Consider the following 17,191-nt stretch of genomic DNA (forward strand, 5'->3'; position numbering starts at 1 on the left):
GTCAGCTCCTCGCCGTGTAGCGCAGCGCCCGCGCCTGCATGAAATTGGTCACCGCGAGCATGACGAAGGCGGTTATCAGCATGACGGAGGCGATCGCAGCGGCAGCCTGATAGTCGTATTCCTCAAGCCGGATGAAGGCGAGAAGCGCAGTGATTTCGGTCGAAAAGGGCTGGTTGCCGGCAATGAAGATGATCGCGCCGAACTCGCCGAGACTGCGCGCAAAGGCGAGCGACGTGCCGGCCAGAAGTGCGGGCCAGAGGATCGGCAGGATCACGCGCCAGAAGATCGACAGGTCGCTGCCGCCGAGTGACTGCGCGGCTTCCTCGAGCGCCGGGTCGAGGTCTTCGAGCACCGGCTGCACGGTGCGCACGATGAAGGGCAGGCTGGTGAACGCCATCGCGATCATGATGCCGATCGGCGTATAGGCGACGCGGATGCCAGCCTCCAGAAGCGGGCCGCCGAACCAGCCATTGGGGGCGAAGAGGGTGGTCAGCGCGATACCGGCAACGGCGGTCGGCAGTGCGAAGGGCAGGTCGACGATCGCGTCGACGAGCCGCCGTCCGGGAAAGGAATAGCGCACCAGAACCCAGGCGAGCGCGAGACCGAAGACGAGGTTGAAGAGCGTGGCGGCCAGAGCGGACAGCACCGTGACGCGATAGCTGGCCACCGCGCGTTCGGAGGAGATGATGTTCCAGTAGGCTTCCGGCCCGAGGCTCGCGGCCTTGAAGATCAGCGCGCCCAGCGGCAGGGCGATGATGAGGCCGACATAGAAGAGCGTGATGCCAAGGGAGAGCGGCAGCCCGGGGATGACGCGGCGGCGGCTCATGACGCGAACCCATTCGACGGATACGAATACGATCCTTCGCGCCCCCCTCTGGCCTGCCGGCCATCTCCCCGGGGGGGGGGTTTATCTCGCGCTCTATGGTCCGCCACTCCCCCATCTCCCTCCTTGCGGGGTCGAGGGCCGGCAGGCCAGAGGGGGGCAACGTAGAACGCCACGATTTCATCATCCATCAAAACGAAATCCGACGGACCGAAGCCCGCCGGATGGGTAGTCACTGTGTAGCGAATTAACGCTGGCCGTAAAGCTGGTCGAGGATCGCGCCGGAGGCGAAGTGCTCTTCCTGCACTTTGTCCCAACCGCCGAACACGTCCTCGACGGTCACGAGGCGAACTTCGGGGAAATTTTCGGCGAATTCGGGCGCGACCGCCTCGTTCTCGACGCGGTGGCCGTTTTCGGCGGCAATGCGCTGGCCGTCCTCGGTGTAGAGGAAGTCGAGATAGGCTTTGGCGAGTTCACCCGAACCACGACGCTCGGCGACGCGGTCGACGATGGCGACGGGGAATTCGGCCAAAAGGCTGACCGAAGGCGTGATGAGATCATACTGATCCTCGCCGAACTCGCGCGCGATGGCCTTCGTCTCCGCCTCGAAAGTGATCAGCACGTCGCCGATCTGGCGCTCGACGAAGGTCGTCGTGGCGGCGCGTCCGCCCGTGTCGAAGACCGGAACGTTGTCGAAGATCGTCTTCACGAATTCCTGCGCCTTGGTCTCGTCGCCATCGAAGGCTTCGAGTGCGTAGGCATAGGCCGCAAGATAGGTGTAGCGCGCATTGCCCGAGGTCTTCGGGTTCGGGAAGATGACCTGGACGTCCTCGCGCACGAGATCATCCCAGTCCTCGATGCCCTTCGGATTACCTTCGCGCACGAGGAAGGACGGCAGCGAATAGAAGGGCGACGACTGGTTGGGGAACTCGCTCTGCCAGTCTTCGGAAACGAAGCCGTTCTGGACGAGGAAGTCGATGTCCGTGACCTGGTTGAAGGTCACGACGTCGGCCTCGAGCCCCTCGGCGATGGCACGTGCCTGGCGGGACGTTCCGGCATGGGACTGGTCGACGGTGACGTCCTGCCCGGTCGCTTCCTTGTGGGCGGGGATGAACGCCGCGTTGATCGCTGCGAACAATTCGCGGGCAATGTCGTAGGAGGCGTTGAGGAGCGAGGTCGGCTGCTGCGCATGGGCAGGCGCACCGAAGAGGAGGGCGGCGGCGACGCCGGCGAGCAAGAGGCGCTTCATTGAAATTTTCCTCGTCAAAATGGCGGATGATTGGAACCGGAATCTAACCGCGCGACTGTACGGCATGAAGGTCCGCGACTGCCGCCATCGCAGAGAGAATGGGATGAGTTTTCATATGCAGGCGATTTTCAGGAAAATGAATCCAATCTGAGCTGGGATGCTCTCGGCTCGTTGGAACAACTCGCGTCCTCGCGAGGTTGGACGCTTCCATTCAACCCGAGAGGAATACGATGAGCGACGACAACATCGACCATGTTTGGAAGCTGATGAAGAAGATCGGCTTTTGCATGCTTGCCACGAAGGATGGGCAGGACATTCGGGCCCGCCCGATGGCCGCGCACCTGGAGCGCGAGGAGCATGCGATCTACTTCCTGACCGATGCCGAAAGCCACAAGGACGACGAAATCCAGCGCGACCCGCATGTCGGCCTGTTTTTCGCCGATGCCGGCGACCAGAAATATGTCTCGGTCACCGGTCGCGCGGCCGTCTCGAACGATCGCGCGAAGATCAAGGAACTCTGGTCGACGCCGGCGAAGGCTTGGTGGGACGACCCCGAGGACCCCTCGATCCGCGTCCTGAAGGTCACGCCGAACGACGCGCAGTATTGGGACAGCCCCGGCACGGTCGTCAGCTATATCAAGATGCTCACCGCCGCCGTATCGGACAGCCGACCGGACATGGGCGACAATGAGAAGGTGAAGCTCTAGGCTTGCCCGGAGCGATTCTGGAAAGGCCCGCCTCGGCGGGCCTTTTTGTTGGCGCAGCGAGTTGTGGATTGCCCTGCAAGCATCCCCGCATCGACGCGCGCGGATGATAGAAGGGCTGCTCTGATCGGAGATTTGCATTGAAAGTCGGCATCGATATGGGCAAGGGCGCGCACGGCGCGCCGGCCATGATGGATTTGGAGGAGTTGCTCGCCACGCGCCTGCTCGTGCAGGGCAATTCCGGTTCCGGCAAGTCGCACCTCCTGCGCCGGCTGCTCGAACAGAGCGCGCCGTGGGTGCAGCAATGCATCATCGATCCGGAGGGCGACTTCGTCACGCTGGCCGACAAGTTCGGCCATGTCGTGGTGGACGCCGCGCGCACCGAGGCCGAGCTCGTTCGCATCGCCGGCCGCATCCGCCAGCACCGGGTTTCGGTGGTGGTCAATCTCGAAGGGCTCGATGCGGACCAGCAGATGAAGGCCGCCGCAGCTTTCCTGAACGGCATGTTCGATGCCGAGCGCGAGCATTGGTATCCGGTTCTGGTGGTGGTCGACGAGGCGCAGCTCTTCGCGCCGGCGGCGGCGGGCGAGGTGTCGGACGAGGCGCGTCGCGTTTCGCTCGGCGCGATGACGAACCTGATGTGCCGCGGCCGCAAGCGCGGCCTTGCGGGCGTCATCGCCACGCAGCGCCTTGCCAAGCTTGCCAAGAACGTCGCGGCCGAGGCGTCGAACTTCCTGATGGGCCGCACCTTTCTCGACATCGACATGGCGCGCGCCGCAGACCTGCTCGGCATGGACCGTCGGCAGGCCGAGCAGTTCCGCGACCTGCAGCGCGGCTCCTTCGTCGCGCTCGGCCCCGCCGTCTCGCGCCGGCCGATGCCGGTGACCATCGGTACGGTGGAGACGTCCGCGCGATCGGTCAGCCCGAAGCTGATGCCGCTGCCCGAAACGAGCGACGAGGCGCGCGACCTGATCTTCCAGCGAGGACCCGAGGAAGTACGCGCGCCGGTGCGCCGGCCCCCGCCGCCACCCACGCCGACGGCCGACATCCTTGAGCAGTTGTCGCGCCCGCGCGAGACGGCCGAAGAGCCGGTGCAGGCCCTGTTTCCGGAGATCGACAAGGTCGAGCGCGAGCGACTGCTGGACCTCGTCATGCGCGAGATCGCCGACGATCCGGAACTGCCCTTCCGAACGGTGGCGGTGCTTTACCAGGATTTCCTCGTGCGCTGCCGCATCCGGCGTGTGCCGGGCAGCCCGGTCGATCTGCCGGAGTTCAAGCGCCGGCTGGCGATCGCCCGGACCGGGGTGTGCGAGGACACCGCGACGAGCGACGCATGGCGCACCGCGCTCGACCTGTCGAAGGATCTGGCCGAGGACATCCAGCCGATCTTCTTGATCATCGCGCTGGCGGCCGTCGAAGGTCGGCCATGCCCCAGCAACGCGGCGTTGGCGCGTGCCTATGGCAGCCATTCCGCGAACCGCGCGCGACGCCTTTTGACCTATTTCGAAGAGCGCGATCTGATCGTCGTGCGCACCGACCTGACGGGCAAGCGCATCGTCGTCTTCCCCGACCTCGGCTGCGAAACGGCACCCGACCAGCCTGACCGGCCGGGCGAGGACATCATTCCGCGCCAGGCGGCCGAGTAACCCGGTCTATTCGACGCGGTCCCAGCCCTGGGGCCCGAGATGTTCCTGCGGCTTGAAGCGCACCTTGTAGCCCATCTTGCGTGAGCCGTTGACCCAGTAGCCCAGATAGACGTGCGGCAGCCCGAGCGCGCGGGCGCGCTGGATGTGATCGAGGATCATGAAGGTGCCGAGCGAACGGTCCTCCATGTCGGGGTGGAAGAACGAGTAGACCATCGAAAGGCCGTCGCCCATCCGGTCCGACAGGGCGACCGCGATGAGCTCGCCCTGGCCCTTGCCGGTGATGAAACTGTCGGGTCCGCGTCTGCGGTACTCGATCACCCGCGTGTCGACATGAGTGTCCTCGACCATCATCGCATAGTCGAGCACCGTCATGTCGGACATGCCGCCGCGCTTGTGGCGGGCGTCGAGATAGGTGCGGAAGAGGGAATATTGCTCGCTCGATGGTTCGGCCTTGTGCTCGGCGCCGATGAGGTCCGCATTGCGCGCCGAGACGCGCTTCATGTTCTTCGTCGGCTGGAACTCGTTGGCGAGAATGCGCACGGAAACGCAGGCACGGCAGGTCTCGCAGGCAGGCCGGTAGGCGATGTTCTGCGAACGGCGAAAGCCGCCTTGCGTCAGAAGGTCATTCATCTCCGGCGCCTTGTCGCCCACCAGATGCGTGAACACCTTTCGCTCGAACTCGCCCTCGATGTAAGGGCAGGGCGATGGCGCCGTCAGGAAGAATTGCGGTGACTGCGTAGGCTGGTGCGTCATTGACCGTCGAGTCGGAATGGATTGCCGCGATCGGGATATGAAATCCCCAGTCGCGTCGGTTGGCAAGCCGCGCGACATCAAGTTCCGCTTAACGGTCGGTGCGCGTGACCACGGTGCCGAGCAGCAGGTCGTGAACGGCCCGCTTGCGGTCGAGGAACAGCGTGGCCAGCAGGATGAACGGCGTCAGGATGACGTTGCCCGCCCAGAACAGCACCGAATGAAGCACCGCAAGCGGTCCGTCGATGCGTCCGCCATCCAGCCGTTCGAGACGGATGTTCATTATGTTCATACCCACGGTCGCCTGCGAGGCTCCGCCAAGCGTCCACCAGATATAGCCGAGCGCGACGACGGGGAAGAGGATGCCGTACAGCATCCAGCCGAGGCCGAGCGTCAGCACCCCGAGCAGGCCGATGACGATGGCGGGAACGATCATCAGGAGGCCGACGATCAGATAGTCGATGCAGAAAGCCAGGATGCGCCGCGTGCGCACGCCGTCATAGACGCGTGCATCGTTGAGGCGGTCGTTGAGAATTTCGCCGTCATGGATGCGATCGGTCGATGAGGTCGTGTTCATGGGATCGTTCCTTTGCTGCCGTGATCAAGATGGGATCGCGCAACCGTGATCGCAAGCCGGGCGATTCATTCAAATTTTATCGATCTGATCGAAACAACTGAAAGCCGCCATCGCTATGCGTGGTTGCAGGAGAACGTGCCTAGTGTCCTACGCCCCGAGCGAAATTTTTCTCAGCCTCCTCCACAATGCCGGCCTGATGGCATTGGTGGTGATGGCCTATTCGACGCTGGTGCGTCACGCTCCGAAACTTGGCGGTCGAAGCGTGATGATCGGCCTTCTGTTCGGACTGGCCGGGGTCCTTTCGATGGCCGACCTGATCCGCACGCCGGAAGGGGTCCAGCTCGATTCGCGCACGGTGATGGCCGCCCTGGCGGCGCCTTTCGGCGGGCTGGTCGCGGCCGTCATTGCAGCCTGTATCATGGGGATCTTCCGGATGATCCAGGGCGGCGCGGGTGCCGTGACGGGCTTGGCCGCGATCGCGATGGCATCCACCATCGGCTACGTGTTCCATCGCATCTGGAAGGGCCGCACGCCCAATGCCGAGCAGTTGCTGGTCCTGTCGCTCGCGATCTGCTCGGTCCTCGCCTGCCTTGCATTGCTGCCCCGGCAGACTGCCGTTTCGGTGGTGCAGACGGCCGCGATCCCCCTCGTCACCAATGCCGTCCTCGGCATCCTTCTGCTCGGCGCGTTCCTGGCACGCGAGGACCGGCACTTTCGACGCGAGGAGGAACTGCGGACCGAAGCCAGCACCGACGCGCTGACCGCGCTCGCCAACCGGCGCACCTTCGACCGTCTGGCATACCGGATCAGCGAAAGCGCACGCGCCAAGGGATCGCCTTTCGCGATGCTGCTCGTCGATGTCGATCGGTTCAAGTCGATCAATGATCGTTTCGGACATCTCGCAGGCGACCGCGTGCTCGCCTCGATCGCGGCCATCGTCAAGGCCGAGACCAGACAGACCGACATCGTTGCGCGCTATGGCGGCGAGGAGATCGCGGTGCTGATGCCCGCGACGTCGCTTCGTGTGGCCGAACGCGTCGCCGAGCGTATCCGCCAGAGCGTCGCCGGTCAGTCGCTCGCGGTGGAAGGAACCGATCTCGAGGTCACGGTCAGCATCGGCGTCAGCGGCGCGGACAAGGCCGGCGTGGTCTTCCCGAGCGTCTTCAAGGCGGCGGACGATGCTCTCTACGACGCCAAGAACAATGGCCGCAACCGCGTGGAGCTGCGCCGCGCGGCCTGATCAGCTCTTGAGGAGTTGCGCCACGCGCGGCGCGAAATAGGTCAGGATGCCGTCGCAGCCGGCGCGCTTGAACGAGAGCAGGCTCTCCATGATCGCGCGCTCGCCGTCGATCCAGCCATTGGCCGCGGCCGCCTCGATCATCGAGTATTCGCCCGAGACCTGATAGGCGAAGGTCGGCAGCGCGAACTCGTCCTTCAACTGGCGGATGATGTCGAGATAGGGCATGCCGGGCTTGACCATGATCATGTCCGCGCCCTCGATCACGTCCTGTTCGGTCTCGCGGATCGCCTCGGCGGCGTTCGCCGGGTCGAGATAGTAGGTCTTCTTGTCGCCCTTCAGAAGGCCGCTCGTGCCGATCGCCTCGCGATAAGGGCCGTAGAAGGCCGACGAGAATTTGGTCGCATAGGACATGATCGCGACGTCCTGGTAGCCGGCCGCATCGAGCGCGTCACGCACCGCGCCGATCCGCCCGTCCATCATGTCCGACGGCGCGACGATGTCGGCGCCTGCCGCTGCCTGCAGCACGGAGGCGGCGGCGACCTGCGCCACCGTCTCGTCATTGACGATGACGCCGTCGCGCAGGATGCCGTCATGGCCGTGGCTGGTGAAGGGATCGAGCGCGGCGTCCGTGATGATTCCGATCTCGGGTACCGCCTGCTTGATCGCGCGGGTGACGCGGTTGATCAGATTGTCCGGGTCGAGGATGTGCGAGCCGCTCTGGTCGCGAAGCGCGATGTCGACATTGGGGAAAATCGCGAGCGCCGGTATGCCGAGCTGCGCGGCACGCTTGGCCTCCTCGACGGCGACGTCGACCGAATAGCGTTCGATGCCGGGCATCGAGGGGAGGGGATCGCGGCGCTTTTCGCCATCGACCACGAAGATCGGCCAGATCAGGTCGTCGACCGTCAGGCGCGTTTCCTGCACCATGCGCCGCGACCAGTCCGCCTTGCGCATCCGCCGCAGTCGCCGGCCGCCGGTGATTTCATCGACCGTGCGCAAGGTGGTGGCAACAGGGCGGGTGATCTTGTTCATGATGGCGTCTCCTGATAGCGCGGGATGTATCATGGGCCGAATGCGGGTCCAACCCGTCTCGCCCAGCCGGTTCCAACATCTGAAGGTCGCCGATCCGTGATCCAGTCCATTCATTCGGCCCTGCCGCGCCTGTCGGCCTCCGAAACGATGTTCGAGACGTTCCTGCGTGCGGTCGCTGCGCTTTGCGCCGGGCTCGGCCTTCTCTACTGGATCAGGCTTCTCGGCTTTTATGACGGGCTGACCTGGCGTTTCGACCTGATGCCGGTCCACTGGCAGGTGGCCGCCGTCTGTCTGGCGGTGCTCTATCCTTTTGCCGCGAGCGGGCTTTGGATGTTGGCATCGTGGGGGCCGGTGATCTGGTTCGTGTGCGCGGTGTCCGAGACGGTCATGTATGCCGGCTTTCCCGAGCTCTACGGTCGCCGCGATCTCGTGCTCATCGTCCATGCGCTGACCGTGGTGGTCTATGCTGGTTTCCGGCTGCATCGCTGGGCAGAGCGCCGCAGAGAGGAAAAATGAACCTTTCGGTCTAACCGCAGCTTAACCCTGAAATCCGGGAGTTCCCGGTAAGCTCATGTTAAGCCTGCGGTTTAAGTCGAATTTTAGATGCATTGGTTAGGGTCGTGCCCAAGGTGAGATCAAAAACAAAGTCACCGGCGTTTAACGAGAGGCACGACCATGATCAATTCGCGTACGACGTCGAAGAACGTCCAGATGAACGAAGACCGCGGCGATTCCATTCGCTCGCTCTACCTTGAATCTCTTCAGCTCGTCGAGCGGCTGCACCGCCGTCTTCTTGATGTCATCAAGGACGAGTTCGACCGCAACGGCCGCAGCGACATCAATGCCATCCAGGCGCTGCTGCTCTTCAACATCGGTTCTTCGGAACTGACCGCCGGCGAATTGCGCTCGCGCGGCTACTATCTGGGCTCGAACGTCTCCTACAATCTGAAGAAGCTCGTCGATCTCGACTTCATCAACCACCAGCGCTCGCGCATCGACCGTCGTTCGGTCCGCGTCAGCCTGACGCCGAAGGGCCGCGAGATCGCCGATCTGGTCGGCGCGCTCTATGACCGTCACATCGGCTCGATCGAAAAGGTCGGCGGCATCGGCCAGGACGAGTTCCAGCAGATGAACAAGGCTCTCCAGCGCCTCGACCGCTTCTGGAACGACACCATCGCCTACCGCATGTAAGGCGAGGCGACGCCTCTCGCTCATCGCCGACGCCGGCGCATCGGACTCGCCTTCAAGGGTGGTGTCCGATCCGCGGCCGGGCGAGGACGGCTCCAGCGCAGGTGTCGTCGAACTGCAACACCTCCGTCGAAGCTTCCCGACGGTCACGAAGCCGCCATATTGGAATGTGACCGGACGTCATCCGGTATTTCGACCGAATCCACGGGTCGGGGATGGTGGCGTTTCGTTAAGGTTAACCCACTAGTCTCGACTCTTCGCACCGCGCGTGCTTGCGCCGTCATATCTTGAAGCGTCGGGACAGAAGATGAAAACCAGCCGCAGAACCTTTCTCACCGGTGCGTCCGCCCTTGCGGCCGCCGCCGTGTCGCAAAGCGCCCATGCGCAGAACGTGATCGACTCGATCCTGAATTCGAACCGCCGTGGCTGGGGCGACCAGTTCGACGCGCAGGTCTCCGATGGCGGGCAGGTTGCGACCACCCGTCCGATCTTCAGCCCCGACACGCTGGTCTACCTGCAGGACGCGATCGTCCGTTATCAGGACATTGCCGCCCGCGGCGGCTGGCCGATGGTTCCCGATCAGAAGAAGCTGCAACTCGGCGTCGTCGATCCGGACGTGGACGTGCTGCGCCAGCGCCTGATGATCTCGGGCGATCTGTCCGAGCGGGCAGGGATGTCGCCGTCTTTCGATTCCTATGTCGATGCGGCCTTGAAGCGCTTCCAGAACCGCCACGGCATTCCGGCCGACGGCGTCACCGGTCCTTATACTTACCGCTCGCTCAACGCGTCGGCGCAGGTGCGCCTTGGCCAGCTCGAGCGAAATCTCGGCCGCCTCGGCGAGAAGGTCGGAACGACGGCCAACCGCTACGTGATGGTCAACATCCCGGCCGCGGAGATCGAGGCAGTCGAAAATGGCCGTGTCGTGAGCCGCCACGTCGCGGTGGTCGGCAAGATCGATCGCCAGACGCCCATTCTCGATTCGAACATTCACCAGATCATCGTCAATCCGTACTGGAATGCACCGGAATCGATCGTTCGCCGCGACATCATTCCGCTGATGCGCCAGAACCCGAACTACCTGACCGAAAACGGCATCCGCATTCTCGGCCCCAATGGCGAGGTCGATCCGCTGACCATCAACTGGCAGACGGAAGAGGCCGCGAAGCTGCGCTTCCGCCAGGACCCGGGCCGCATCAACGCCATGGCTTCCGTCAAGATCGACTTCCACAACCCGCATGCCGTCTATATGCACGACACGCCGCAGCAGAGCCTCTTCGCCAATCAGGAACGGTTCCACTCTTCCGGCTGCGTGCGCGTTCAGAACGTGCGCGATCTCGTCACCTGGATCTTGCGCGAGACGCCGGGCTGGGATCGCAATCGCTTCGAGCAGACGATCATCAACGATGCCGACGTGGCCGTGGCCGTCACCAATCCGGTGCCCGTCCATTTCAGCTATGTGTCGGCCTGGTCGACCAGCGACGGCGTCGTCCAGTTCCGCGACGACATCTATGCGCTCGACGGTTCGTCGGAATTGCAGATTTCGACCGCGACCTGATCGCGTTCGCACGTCTTTCTGCGAAAGGCCGTCCCTCGGGGCGGCCTTTTCGTTTCGCGCATTTGCCGCATTGATCCAGTCGCGACCGGAACCGTAAATTGCGCAAACCGCACATGGCCGCGCAGGCGATAGTGTGATATTCGCGCCGCTCCACGGATTACCGCCACACGCCAGAAGGGTCGATCTGCCATGGCCACCGCGACTGCCGCTTCCGCCCAGCCGAATGCTTTCTTCACCCAGTCCCTCGCCGACCGCGACCCCGAAATCTTCGGCGCGATCGAAAAGGAACTCGGGCGCCAGCGCCACGAAATCGAGCTGATCGCCTCGGAAAACATCGTCAGCCGCGCCGTGCTGGAGGCGCAGGGCTCGATCATGACGAACAAGTATGCCGAAGGCTATCCGGGCAAGCGCTACTATGGCGGCTGCCAGTTCGTCGACATCGCCGAAGAACTGGCGATCGAGCGCGCCAAGAAGCTGTTCGACTGCAATTTCGCCAACGTGCAGCCCAACTCCGGCTCGCAGATGAACCAGGCCGTGTTTCTCGCGCTTCTCCAGCCGGGCGACACCTTCATGGGCCTCGACCTGAACTCGGGCGGTCACCTGACCCATGGCTCGCCGGTCAACATGTCGGGCAAATGGTTCAACGTCGTCTCCTATGGCGTACGCGAAGACGACCACCTGATCGACATGGACGAAGTCGAGCGTCTTGCGCATGAAGCCAAGCCGAAGCTGATCGTCGCTGGCGGCACCGCCTATTCGCGCATCTGGGACTGGAAGCGCTTCCGCGAAATCGCCGACGCCGTCGGCGCCTATCTGATGGTCGACATGGCGCATATCGCCGGCCTCGTTGCCGGCGGCGTGCACCCGTCGCCGCTGCCGCACGCCCATGTCGTGACGACGACCACCCACAAATCGCTGCGTGGCCCGCGCGGCGGCATGATTTTGTCGAACGACGAGGCGATCGCCAAGAAGATGAACTCGGCCGTGTTCCCGGGCCTTCAGGGCGGCCCGCTGATGCACGTCATCGCCGCCAAGGCCGTTGCCTTCGGCGAGGCGCTGCAGCCGGAATTCAAGACCTATGCCAAGGATGTCGTCGCGAATGCCAAGGCGCTGGCCGCGAGCCTGAAGGAAACCGGCCTCGACATCGTTTCGGGCGGCACCGATAACCATTCGATGCTGGTCGATCTGCGTCCGAAGAACGCGACCGGCAAGCGCGCGGAAGCCGCACTCGGCCGCGCCAACATCACCTGCAACAAGAACGGTATCCCGTTCGACCCGGAAAAGCCCTTCGTCACCTCCGGCATCCGCCTCGGCACCCCCGCCGGCACCACGCGCGGCTTCGGCGTCGCCGAATTCGGCGAGATCGGCAAGCTGATCGCCGAAGTCATGGATGGGCTGAAGGCCGCCAATTCCGACGAGGGCAATGCCGCCATCGAAGCCGAGGTGAAGAAAAAGGTCGTCGCGCTGACCGAGCGCTTCCCGATCTATCCGTATCTGGGCTAAACGCTGGGGCAGCACACCATTTGTTGAAAGAGACGCATGCGCTGCCCCTATTGCCAGTCTGAAGACACCCAGGTGAAGGATTCCCGGCCTGCCGAAGACGGGCAGGCCATCCGCCGCCGCCGCGTCTGCCCGGTCTGCGGCGGGCGCTTCACCACTTTCGAGCGTGTGCAACTGCGCGATCTCGTTGTGGTCAAACGGTCGGGCCGCAAGGTTGCGTTTGATCGCGACAAGCTGATGCGCTCCGTCGAAATCGCGCTGCGCAAGCGCAATGTGGAGCCGGAGCGGATCGAGCGTGCCGTGACGGGCATCGTGCGCCAGCTCGAAAGCTCTGGGGAGACGGAAATTCCATCCGACGAAATCGGCCGGCTCGTCATGGATGCGCTCAAATCCATCGACGATGTCGCCTATGTACGCTTTGCGTCTGTCTACAAGAACTTTCGCGAAGCGCGCGATTTCCACGATCTGCTCGGTGAATTGAAGAGCGACGAGGACGCCTCGCGAGAATGAGCGTCGGCGAGACCGATCGCCGGTACATGGCAGCCGCCGTCCGCCTGTCGCGCCGCAATCTTGGCCTGACGTCGACCAACCCATCCGTGGGGACGCTGATCGTGCGTGACGACGGCCAAGGATCGGTGATCGTGGGGCGCGGCATCACCGCGATCGGCGGGCGGCCTCATGCCGAGGCGGAGGCGCTCGCGGAAGCCGGGGAGCAGGCACGCGGCGCGACGGCCTATGTCACGCTGGAGCCCTGCGCGCATCACGGCCGCACGCCACCCTGCGCCGAGGCGCTTGTCCGTGCCGGCATTGCCCGGGTCGTCGGCGCGGCCGCCGATCCCGATCCGCGCGTGTCCGGAAAGGGATATGCGATCCTCGAAGCCGGCGGGATCGACGTGACGCCCCAGATTCGCGCCGATGACGCAGCCGACCTGCTCAAAGGCTACCTGACTCGATCTTTGAGCAAACGTCCGGAAGTGACTCTTAAACTTGCGGTTTCCTCCGATGACATGATCGGTCGCATAGGCGAGGGACAGGTTCCCATAACCGGGCCCATCGCACGCCGGCAGGTTCATCGCCTGCGCGCCGAAAGCGACGCCATCCTCGTGGGCATCGGCACGGCTCTGGCCGACGATCCTGAACTCACCTGCCGCCTGCCGGGGCTGGAGAAACGTTCGCCGATCCGCATCGTCCTCGACCGCGATGCGCGACTCTCGCCGACGTCGAAACTTGCAACGAGCGCACGCGAGACGCCGGTTCTGCTGGCAACCGCGATCGACGCCGATGCCGGCCGTCGTGCGGCGCTTGAGGAACTCGGCGTCGGCTTCATCGCCTGCGACGAGCACGAAGGCCGCATCGCCCTGCCGGAGTTTCTCGAGGACCTGGCAGCGCGCGGCGTTCTGACACTTCTCGTCGAGGGCGGTGCGATGGCCGCGCGCCAGTTTCTCGCCGAAGGCTTGGTCGACCGTTTGGTGCTCTTCGTCGGCGCGAAACCGATCGGCGAGGGCGGCGTCGCATCCCCCATCGACCCGGCCGGGGTTCGCCCAGGCTTCCGTCTCGTCCGCCGCGATGTGTTCGGCGGCGATATCTGCTGCGAATATGTAAGGATCGACTGATGTTCACTGGGATCGTCACCGACATCGGCGAGATCAAGACCATCGCACCGCTCGACAAGGGTATCCGGCTGCGCATCGGCACTGAGTACGATCCGGCGACCATCGCCATCGGCGCCTCGATCGCCTGCGCCGGCGTCTGTCTGACCGTCGTCGCGCTGCCTTCGGATGGTTCCCGCTGGTTCGAGGTCGAGGCGTGGGAAGAGGCCCTGCGACTGACGACGGCCGGCAACTGGCAGGTCGGCTCCCACCTCAACCTCGAACGCGCATTGAAGATCGGCGACGAACTCGGCGGGCACATCGTCTCCGGCCATGTCGACGGCATGGCGGAGATCGTCGAGCGGATCGACGAAGGCGACGCCGTCCGCTTTCGCCTCCGCGCCCCCCGCGCATTGTCCAAATTTATCGCGCCGAAGGGCTCCATCGCGCTCGATGGCACGTCGCTCACCGTCAACGGCGTCGACGGCGACCTCTTCGACGTCCTCCTGATCCACCACTCGCTCGGCGTGACGACATGGGGCGCGCGCCGAGTTGGCGACCACGTTAATCTGGAAGTCGACACGATGGCGCGCTATGCCGCGCGCCTGATGGAAGCGCGCGACGAATGAGCGTGATCGACAACGAACGCACCAAGCTTCTGGCGAATGCGCTCGATCGCGCGTCGACGGCGTGCTTCACGGTGGGCGTGGCAACGCCGCTGGCTGGTTATCTCTATGGCGTGATAAGCTTTGCCGCGCCGATCGGCTATTGGCTTGCCTTCACGGCAGCCGGTTGGCTTGGCATCGCAACTGCACTACATTTGTGGGCAAGGCGCATTCTAAAGGGTTTGAAGCCATGAGCTTTTCCGATCCCATGTTCTGGTTCACCTCATTGGGCCTGCCCGCGATCATCGCCATTGGCGCCTACATCGCCGTGCGCCTGCACGAGCGTTCGCTGAAGCGCTGACCGGCTGACTTTCTCCAAAGCTTCGCTTGCGAACTCGGCCGGATCGGCCTAAGTCACCGGGCCAATCCCGGAGACATTCATGCCCCATCAGGAACCCCTCAAAGTTCTGATCGTCGAAGCGCGTTTTTATGACGATCTGGCCGACGCCCTTCTGGACGGCGCCAAGGCAGCGCTCGATGCGGCCGGTGCGAGCTACGATGTCGTCACCGTGCCCGGCGCGCTCGAAATTCCGGCCGTCATTTCGTTCGCGCTCGACGGTGCGGATGGGGGCGGTGCGGACTATGACGCGTTCGTGGCGCTCGGCTGCGTGATCCGGGGCGAGACCTATCATTTCGACATCGTCGCGAACGAATCCTGCCGCGCGCTGATGGATCTTTCCGTCAATGAATCGCTTGCGATCGGCAACGGCATCCTGACCGTCGAGAACGACGACCAGGCCTGGGCGCGCGCCCGCCGCAACGAGGGCGACAAGGGCGGGTTTGCCGCGCGTGCCGCCCTGACGATGGTGGAGACCCGCAAGCGACTGGCAGGTGCGTCCCGATGAGCGAAGCCGACGAACTCCCGACCACGCCGCCGATCCGTCAAGCCAACAAACGCGGCGCGGCACGGCTTGCCGCCGTGCAGGCGCTCTACCAGATGGACGTCGCCGGCACCGGACTTCTCGAGATTTCGGCCGAGTACGAAGCCTACCGGCTCGGCAAGGAAGTCGATGGGGCGACCTATCGCGAGGCGGATGCGCAATGGTTCCGGGCGATCCTTTCAGGCGTGGTCGAGGACCAGAAGACGATCGATCCGGTGATCCGGCAGGCGCTGACCGACGACTGGCCGCTGTCGCGGCTGGATTCGACATTGCGGGCGATCCTGCGCGCCGGCGTCTATGAACTGATGAAGCGCGCCGACGTACCCGTTGCGGTCATCGTCACCGAATATGTCGACATCGCCAAGGCCTTCTACACCGAGGAAGAGCCCAAGCTCGTCAACGCCGTGCTCGACCGCGTGGCGCGGCGCCTGCGCAACGAGGGCAGGGGCGGAACGCTGAAGGCATGACGACGGCCACGACCCGCGATGCACGGCGCACGGCGATCGTTCTCGCCGCTGCGCAGGCCATCGTGGGTTCGGCGGCGCCCATCGCGATTTCGGTCGGCGGCCTTGCCGGCTTCTATCTTCTCGGCGCCGACAAGAGCCTTGCGACCGCGCCCGTTACCGGCTTCACCATCGGCGTCGCGCTCGGCGCCGTTCCGGCGGCGCTGGTCCTCAAAAGGCTGGGTTTGCGGCTGGGCTTTATGACCGGCACCGGCATGACCGCCGCTGGTGGTCTCGTTGCGACGCTCGCCCTGTTCGCGCAGAATTTCTGGCTGTTCGCGGCGGGCCTAGCGCTGATCGGCATCGGCAACGCCTTCGTGCAGCAATTTCGGTTTGCAGCGGCCGAATCGGCGCCCGCCGCGTTCAAGGCGAAGGCCATTTCCTTTGTGCTCGCCGGCGGTGTGCTGACGGCGATCATCGGGCCGCAGATCGTCATTTTCACGCGCGAATTGATGGCACCGGTCATGTTCGCCGGCACGTTCGCGTCCGTGCTCGGCATTGCCGCGGTCGGAGCGCTGATCCTGTCGGTTTTGCCGAAGCGTCAGCCTGAAACGCATGCGAGCGCTGGCGCCAACGTCCCGGCACGCCCGCTTCGCGAGATCGTGCGGCAGCCTAAGTATGCGACCGGACTTCTCTGCGGCGTCGGCACCTATGCGCTGATGAGCTTTGTGATGACCGGCGCGCCGCTTGCGATGGTCGGCTGCGGCTTCTCGACCGATCAGGCCATGCTCGGTATTTCGTGGCACGTGATGGCCATGTTTGCGCCGAGCTTCTTTACCGGCAAACTGATCGCTCGTTTCGGCAAGGAAAGAATCGTCGCGGCCGGCCTCGTCCTGCTGATTGGTTGCGCCGTCGTCGCGCTGTCGGGCATTGCGCTCTGGCAGTTCTGGACGGCTCTCGTTCTTCTCGGCATCGGCTGGAATTTCGGCTTCATCGGCGCGACCGCGATGGTCGCGGAGACCTACCACCCCTCCGAGAAAGGCCGCGCGCTGGGCTTTCACGATTTTGTCCTGTTCTCGACCGTTGCCTTCGCCTCGTTCATGTCGGGCCTGGTCTACAATTTCGCCGGCTGGGAAATGCTGAACTGGATCATCTTCCCGGTGGGCCTTGCCTGCCTGGCGTCCCTGGCCGTCCTTGCCCTGCGCCCGCCGAGCATCCTGGCCGTACGCGACTGACCATGCGTAAGAATAACTCCTTGATGTGTGCGGAATCCTTCGCATAAGCTGCCCTCGAATGTCGGATGACGAGCGATTCCGGCTTCGTTCCCAATGCCCGGGGAGGGGTTCTGC

General features: G+C 64.1%; 19 protein-coding genes. 14 read left to right on the forward strand and 5 right to left on the reverse strand.

Annotation, left to right across the window (positions count from 1 at the left end; all coding sequences use genetic code 11):
* Position 1: 1 nt before the first annotated feature.
* Positions 2-826 carry a sulfate ABC transporter permease subunit CysT gene (gene cysT, locus ACT6QU_RS01670; RefSeq protein WP_444563115.1) on the reverse strand — a complete coding sequence of 275 codons (825 nt, stop codon included), beginning with the start codon at positions 824-826 and terminating at the stop codon, positions 2-4.
* 244 nt (positions 827-1,070) lie between these two features.
* Positions 1,071-2,072 (reverse strand): sulfate ABC transporter substrate-binding protein, encoded by a 1,002-nt coding sequence (locus tag ACT6QU_RS01675; protein ID WP_444563116.1) that lies wholly within the window; start codon positions 2,070-2,072, stop codon positions 1,071-1,073.
* 230 nt (positions 2,073-2,302) lie between these two features.
* Between ACT6QU_RS01675 and ACT6QU_RS01680 the strand changes: the two genes are divergently transcribed.
* Positions 2,303-2,779 carry a pyridoxamine 5'-phosphate oxidase family protein gene (locus ACT6QU_RS01680; RefSeq protein ID WP_444563117.1) on the forward strand — a complete coding sequence of 159 codons (477 nt, stop codon included), beginning with the start codon at positions 2,303-2,305 and terminating at the stop codon, positions 2,777-2,779.
* A gap of 137 nt (positions 2,780-2,916) precedes the next feature.
* Positions 2,917-4,422, forward strand: a complete 1,506-nt coding sequence (locus tag ACT6QU_RS01685; RefSeq protein ID WP_444563118.1) for a helicase HerA domain-containing protein — start codon at positions 2,917-2,919, stop codon at positions 4,420-4,422.
* A gap of 6 nt (positions 4,423-4,428) precedes the next feature.
* On the opposite strand, the gene ACT6QU_RS01690 is transcribed toward ACT6QU_RS01685, so the two are convergent.
* Both ACT6QU_RS01690 and ACT6QU_RS01695 read right to left on the reverse strand, forming a co-directional pair.
* Positions 4,429-5,175 carry an arginyltransferase gene (locus ACT6QU_RS01690; RefSeq protein ID WP_024586140.1) on the reverse strand — a complete coding sequence of 249 codons (747 nt, stop codon included), beginning with the start codon at positions 5,173-5,175 and terminating at the stop codon, positions 4,429-4,431.
* Positions 5,176-5,263: 88 nt separating this feature from the next.
* Positions 5,264-5,749: an RDD family protein gene (locus ACT6QU_RS01695; protein WP_444563119.1), complete on the reverse strand. Its 486-nt coding sequence runs from the start codon at positions 5,747-5,749 to the stop codon at positions 5,264-5,266.
* A 142-nt stretch (positions 5,750-5,891) separates the two neighbouring features.
* Between ACT6QU_RS01695 and ACT6QU_RS01700 the strand changes: the two genes are divergently transcribed.
* The gene (locus tag ACT6QU_RS01700; protein WP_444563120.1) at positions 5,892-6,989 is read left to right on the forward strand and encodes a GGDEF domain-containing protein; all 1,098 of its coding nucleotides are present in this window, start codon (positions 5,892-5,894) and stop codon (positions 6,987-6,989) included.
* Here ACT6QU_RS01700 and hemB read toward each other — a convergent pair whose 3' ends face one another.
* Positions 6,990-8,021 carry a porphobilinogen synthase gene (gene hemB / locus ACT6QU_RS01705; protein ID WP_444563121.1) on the reverse strand — a complete coding sequence of 344 codons (1,032 nt, stop codon included), beginning with the start codon at positions 8,019-8,021 and terminating at the stop codon, positions 6,990-6,992.
* Positions 8,022-8,168: 147 nt separating this feature from the next.
* Here hemB and ACT6QU_RS01710 point away from each other — a divergent pair, with 147 nt between their 5' ends.
* The 11 genes from ACT6QU_RS01710 to ACT6QU_RS01760 all read left to right on the forward strand — a co-directional run bounded on the left by ACT6QU_RS01710 (position 8,169) and on the right by ACT6QU_RS01760 (position 17,077).
* Entirely contained in the window at positions 8,169-8,537 is a 369-nt protein-coding gene (locus tag ACT6QU_RS01710) for a DUF6163 family protein (RefSeq protein WP_444563260.1), read from the forward strand.
* A 159-nt stretch (positions 8,538-8,696) separates the two neighbouring features.
* The gene (gene ldtR / locus ACT6QU_RS01715) at positions 8,697-9,212 is read left to right on the forward strand and encodes a transcriptional regulator LdtR (protein WP_024586135.1); all 516 of its coding nucleotides are present in this window, start codon (positions 8,697-8,699) and stop codon (positions 9,210-9,212) included.
* A 304-nt stretch (positions 9,213-9,516) separates the two neighbouring features.
* Entirely contained in the window at positions 9,517-10,764 is a 1,248-nt protein-coding gene (locus tag ACT6QU_RS01720) for a L,D-transpeptidase family protein (protein ID WP_024586134.1), read from the forward strand.
* A gap of 189 nt (positions 10,765-10,953) precedes the next feature.
* Positions 10,954-12,267 carry a serine hydroxymethyltransferase gene (gene glyA, locus ACT6QU_RS01725; RefSeq protein WP_444563122.1) on the forward strand — a complete coding sequence of 438 codons (1,314 nt, stop codon included), beginning with the start codon at positions 10,954-10,956 and terminating at the stop codon, positions 12,265-12,267.
* A 36-nt stretch (positions 12,268-12,303) separates the two neighbouring features.
* A complete protein-coding gene (nrdR, locus tag ACT6QU_RS01730) occupies positions 12,304-12,774 on the forward strand; it encodes a transcriptional regulator NrdR (RefSeq protein ID WP_444563123.1) in 471 nt (156 codons plus the stop codon).
* Positions 12,771-13,877, forward strand: coding sequence for a bifunctional diaminohydroxyphosphoribosylaminopyrimidine deaminase/5-amino-6-(5-phosphoribosylamino)uracil reductase RibD (ribD, locus tag ACT6QU_RS01735; RefSeq protein WP_444563124.1), 1,107 nt, complete (start codon positions 12,771-12,773; stop codon positions 13,875-13,877). Before nrdR ends, ribD begins: the two co-directional genes overlap by 4 nt.
* Positions 13,877-14,482: a riboflavin synthase gene (locus tag ACT6QU_RS01740; RefSeq protein WP_444563125.1), complete on the forward strand. Its 606-nt coding sequence runs from the start codon at positions 13,877-13,879 to the stop codon at positions 14,480-14,482. The genes ribD and ACT6QU_RS01740 overlap by 1 nt, the downstream gene beginning before the upstream one ends.
* Entirely contained in the window at positions 14,479-14,712 is a 234-nt protein-coding gene (locus ACT6QU_RS01745) for a hypothetical protein (protein ID WP_444563126.1), read from the forward strand. The genes ACT6QU_RS01740 and ACT6QU_RS01745 overlap by 4 nt, the downstream gene beginning before the upstream one ends.
* A gap of 186 nt (positions 14,713-14,898) precedes the next feature.
* A complete protein-coding gene (ribH, locus tag ACT6QU_RS01750) occupies positions 14,899-15,363 on the forward strand; it encodes a 6,7-dimethyl-8-ribityllumazine synthase (RefSeq protein ID WP_444563127.1) in 465 nt (154 codons plus the stop codon).
* A complete protein-coding gene (nusB, locus tag ACT6QU_RS01755; protein ID WP_444563128.1) occupies positions 15,360-15,866 on the forward strand; it encodes a transcription antitermination factor NusB in 507 nt (168 codons plus the stop codon). The genes ribH and nusB overlap by 4 nt, the downstream gene beginning before the upstream one ends.
* The gene (locus ACT6QU_RS01760; protein WP_444563129.1) at positions 15,863-17,077 is read left to right on the forward strand and encodes an MFS transporter; all 1,215 of its coding nucleotides are present in this window, start codon (positions 15,863-15,865) and stop codon (positions 17,075-17,077) included. Before nusB ends, ACT6QU_RS01760 begins: the two co-directional genes overlap by 4 nt.
* Positions 17,078-17,191: the final 114 nt, after the last annotated feature.

This window comes from Aliihoeflea sp., from assembly GCF_052435475.1.
Taxonomy (GTDB): Bacteria; Pseudomonadota; Alphaproteobacteria; order Rhizobiales; family Rhizobiaceae; genus Aliihoeflea.